Below are 4473 nucleotides of genomic sequence, written 5' to 3'. Positions count from 1 at the left end.
CCCATCCACCCATCTACCCATCCACCCCCCACTCCACCATCCACCGCGACTTCTATGCCGATCAGGTGCTCGTTGACGGCGATCGCCTGTGGCTGGTTGACCTTGACCTCTGCTGCCAAGGATCGCCAGCGGTGGATATTGGCAACTTTATCGCCCATATTACCGAGCAAAGCCTGCGAGAAATGGGCAATGCTGACGCGTTGAGCGATCGCGAAATTACCCTGAAAACCGCTTACCTGGCTCTGGTTTGTGCACCAACCCAGACCACCGAAGCCTCGATTGCCTTACAGCACGACATTGAGCTGTACACCTTGCTAACCCTGGTGCGGCACCTTCATATCAGCACCCGCATTCCTAGCCGCCGCCCCTATACCGAGGCCATCCTAAAGCTGTGCGAGACCCGCTTGAGCAACTGGTTAAACCGGGCATAAAGATCGGTAGCTCACGCTTAATGATTAGCGCGTCTAGGCTGGTGTCAAGGAACTTTAGGAACTTTTGGGCCTAAAACCCTTCACAATTTAGATATCTCTCTACCAGCTCAGCAAGATTCACCCTTAGTTGGTTATGCCTTGTAGCGGCTGAGCAAAACTGCTCTAAGCACCAAACGCCTTTGGAACGCCTTGCCCTATCTAAATCCGGCTCAGCCCTACCGCCACTAAGCGGTTGGCGACAGATGCTGGGCGAAGCTCGCAGCCGAATTTTGATTTGGTACCTGCTGTTGATGGCCCTTTCGAGTGTGGCGTCGGTGCTGACGGTGCGACAAATTTTGTTTTCCCGCTTAGATAAGTGGGTCGAGCAATCGCTGTACCAGGAGGTAGAAGAATTTCGGCAGCTGCGCAACGGTCGAAATCCTAAAACCGGCCAGCCTTTTGGCAATGACATCGACGCGATTTTTGACGTATTTCTGTCGCGCAATATTCCCGAAGACAACGAGTACCTGCTGGCTATTGTCGACGGTGAGTTTTATAAAGCTAGTTCTCTGGCCTTGCCCATGGCGCTGCGATCCGACAGCGTCCTGATGCAGGAGTGGGAATCCTTAACGATACCCAGGCAGGACGGCGAATCTACCCTCTCTGGCACTGTGCTGTACTTAGCTGAGCCCATTAGGGCAGCAGGAGAGGTGAGAGGCGTGTTTGTCGTAGCCCATATGGTCAGCCGCGATCGCGCCAAGGTTAACGAACTGGTGCTAGTTATTGCTCAGGTGTCGCTGGTGGTGCTGGCGATCGCGTCGGCCTTGGCCTGGTTTGCGGCGGGCCGGGTGCTGGCCCCGCTGCGGCTGCTGAGCCAGACCGCCCGCCTGATTACCGAGTCGAACCTGACCGAGCGCATTGCTTTGGAGAGCACCACGGGGGATATCGCCGAGCTAACCCGCACGTTTAACGACATGCTCGATCGCATTGAGGCCACCTTCAACAGTCAGCGGCAGCTGCTCAACGATGTGGGTCACGAGCTGCGCACCCCAATCACCATAATTCGCGGCCATCTAGAACTGATGGGCACCACCCCCCAAGAACAGCAAGAAACCCTCGATATCGTCATTGACGAGCTCGATCGCATGAGCCGGTTCATCGACGAGCTGATGCTGCTGGCCAAGGCCGAACGCCCCGACTTTCTGTTTCCCGAACCGATCGACCTGACGGTATTTACCGAAGAGCTGTACGCCAAAATTACCGCCTTGGGCGATCGCCGCTGGCAGCTAGAGGCGATCGCCGATGGGCAACTCGTGGGCGATCGCCAGCGCCTGACAGAGGCGATTGTCAATCTGGCCCAAAACGCGACCCAGCACACCCGCCCAGGTGACACCATCGCGCTGGGGTCTAGTCGTCATAACGACCAGGTTCACCTTTGGGTACGCGATACCGGCGAAGGCATTGAATTAGCTGATCAAACCCGTATTTTTCAGCGCTTTGTGCGCGGCAAGAGTCGTTACGGCCGCTCCGATGGTTCGGGGCTGGGGTTGGCCATTGTGCAAGCCATTGTGCAGGCCCACGGCGGCAGCATTCAGCTCGCCAGCCAGCCCGATTGCGGCGCAATATTTACCTTAGTTCTGCCCCTCAAATCGTTCCAGGAGCCCCATCCATGAGTCGCATCTTAGTCGTCGAAGACGAGCCTCGCATTGCCTCGTTTTTAAAGAAAGGGCTACAGGCCCATGGCTTTATCACTATCCACGTCGAAGACGGCGACGGCGGTATTACTCTGGCCCTAGACGGCGAGTTTGATCTACTCATTCTCGATCTGGGCTTGCCCGATCGCGACGGCATGACGGTACTAGAAGCCCTGCGCGGTCAGGGCTTTGCCAAACCGATTATTTTGCTCACCGCCCGCGATGATCTCTACGACAAGGTAAACGGGCTAGAGGCCGGGGCCGATGACTACGTCACTAAGCCCTTTCGCTTTGAAGAACTGCTGGCGCGAATTCGCGCCCGCCTGCGATCGGCTCAGACCAGCCCAAAATTGGTCAAAACTACGCTGAGCGTTGGTCCTGTCATGCTCGACCTGCTCACCCGCCAGGTACAAGTGGGCGGCCAAGTGGTCGAACTGTCGGCGCGAGAATTTATTCTCACCGAAACGTTTATGCGCCACGCCGGGCAGGTGCTCAGTCGCGAGCAGCTGCTCGATTTGGCCTGGGGCTATGGCTACGACCCTGGCTCAAACATTGTCGATGTCTACGTGGGCTACCTGCGCAAAAAGCTGGGCAGCGACTGCATCGAAACCGTACGCGGCATGGGCTACCGCATGGTGCCGTCAGAGGTGATCAATGCAGCTGTCAGCTAGGTTTCTATATGGATTTTATGGGCAAGCGATCGCGGCGACTTATAGCAGACGTGAATTGATGCCGCCTCAGCCCAAAACTTCGCGATTGGTTAGCATCTAAGGCTCCGGGCTGACCATCGGAGCTGACTTGTATTCAATCAGCGTAGCCGGCTTATTGCGCCAGCGATTCAGCCAATACCGGCCCTGCCCAACCGCCTGGGGAAATTTTGACAACGTACAGAAGAAAGCATAGATACGCGCATGCCCCGGCAAGTCGCCCTGACCCTGGCGATACTTATAAATTCGCCATCCTAAAATTAGATAGCCCAGCAAAAGCAGCAAGCTTAGCCCCCGGCTAGGCCAGGCTAAAGCCAGCGCCACTGCGGGTACAATCGCTCCCCAAAGCCAGCCGCTTTTATTCTCTTTCACCATATAAGCCTCGGCAGACTCACCATACAGGGCGTTACCCTCTGCAACCGCCCATCCACCTCGAACCGATCGCTTCCACCATTGACCAAAGCGGGTCATGGCAGCATCGTGGAGGGTCATATCAGCATCAATACGCTCTATTTTCCATCCCTTTTGACGCAGCCGAATACACATCTCTGGCTCTTCCCCACAGATCATTTTGGGGTCATAGCCTTTCACGGCTTTAATCGCCTCAACCCGAGCCAGCATATCGCCCCCGCAGGCTTTAGCCTCCCCTATAGGGGTATTCCACTCTATATCAGCCAAGCGATTGTAGGGAGACACCTCAGGAAACCGCTCTCGCCGCCGCCCACAGACTATGGCTAAGTCGTCTGCTTGCCCTAACGCCATAACAGCCTGATCAATCCAGTTCGGCAGTAGCTCGCAGTCGCCGTCAATAAACTGTACGTAGGCCAAATCGGGAAAGTTGTCGACTAAGTACTGAAACCCCGTGTTGCGTCCTCGAGCCATGGTGAAAGGCACGGTCATATCGAGTTCAACAACGCTGATTCCCATCTCTTGTGCCTTAGCCACGCTGCCATCGGTAGAGCCAGAATCTACATAGACAATGGGGCTGCCAGTAGGCACATTGGCCCGTAGAGACGTGAGACAGCGAATCAGGCGCTCTCCCTCATTGCGGCCAATAGTCACAACGCCAATCTGATCCATACTAAAAAGAGAATTAGGGACTAAAGCTCAACTTGAAAATACAGGCTCAAGGCTTAGTCTTTGAGACAGTCAACCAGGAATTCATCAAGACTTCATCAATACTTACGTTTAAGAACACAGTTGAAGTCTATAAAAAACAACCTGGAAAGTGACAAATTGAAGATCCAAAATCTGCCTAAAGATAGTTTTTTGCTGCTGTTTAGGCATTTTCGCTTCCTTTTGTTCGTGACCTCGCGGAGCTATTAAATTCAAATAGTTTTAATTCAATCTAAGCAGGCTTCTAAGAGAGACAAGTTATGAATGGTTCCCAAGATACCCAAACCCAGATTTCAGCGAATGCCGCCTGCATTGCTTTAATTAAAACTACGCAGCCAAAAAACTGGTCATGCACGCTTCATAAATTGTTGAAGCAACGCATGACCAGACATATATCGGCCTTAAGGCTTAAATTGGTCCTAGTTCCACCCAAGTTTGTGTCGAGTAAAATAGGGGTAGAGCGCTTAGGAGGCCAACGTGATGGCCAAGCAACGACGGAAGCGTGGAACCGCAGGCGATAAAACGATTTGTCTTCCCATTGCAGAC

At 54.0% G+C, this 4473-nt stretch carries 4 protein-coding genes; 3 read left to right on the top strand and 1 reads right to left on the bottom strand.

Features of this window, described 5'->3' with window-relative positions; translation table 11 throughout:
* The 3 genes from IQ273_RS30915 to IQ273_RS30905 form a co-directional block, all read left to right on the top strand.
* The coding region (locus tag IQ273_RS30915) for a phosphotransferase (protein WP_194026921.1) at nucleotides 1-431 on the top strand (431 nt) is incomplete at its 5' end.
* 179 nt (nucleotides 432-610) lie between these two features.
* The gene (locus IQ273_RS30910) at nucleotides 611-2083 is read left to right on the top strand and encodes a cell wall metabolism sensor histidine kinase WalK (protein WP_228054223.1); all 1473 of its coding nucleotides are present in this window, start codon (nucleotides 611-613) and stop codon (nucleotides 2081-2083) included.
* Complete coding sequence (locus IQ273_RS30905) at nucleotides 2080-2775, top strand: response regulator transcription factor (protein WP_194026920.1); 696 nt, start codon at nucleotides 2080-2082, stop codon at nucleotides 2773-2775. Before IQ273_RS30910 ends, IQ273_RS30905 begins: the two co-directional genes overlap by 4 nt.
* A gap of 96 nt (nucleotides 2776-2871) precedes the next feature.
* Here the strand turns inward: IQ273_RS30905 and IQ273_RS30900 are convergent, their stop codons facing one another.
* The gene (locus IQ273_RS30900; RefSeq protein ID WP_194026919.1) at nucleotides 2872-3891 is read right to left on the bottom strand and encodes a glycosyltransferase family 2 protein; all 1020 of its coding nucleotides are present in this window, start codon (nucleotides 3889-3891) and stop codon (nucleotides 2872-2874) included.
* Between the last annotated feature and the right edge of the window lie 582 nt (nucleotides 3892-4473).

Origin of the sequence: Nodosilinea sp. LEGE 07298 (genome assembly GCF_015207265.1) — a bacterium.
GTDB lineage: Bacteria > Cyanobacteriota > Cyanobacteriia > Phormidesmidales > Phormidesmidaceae > Nodosilinea.
This window is presented reverse-complemented; position numbering and strand designations above follow the sequence as displayed.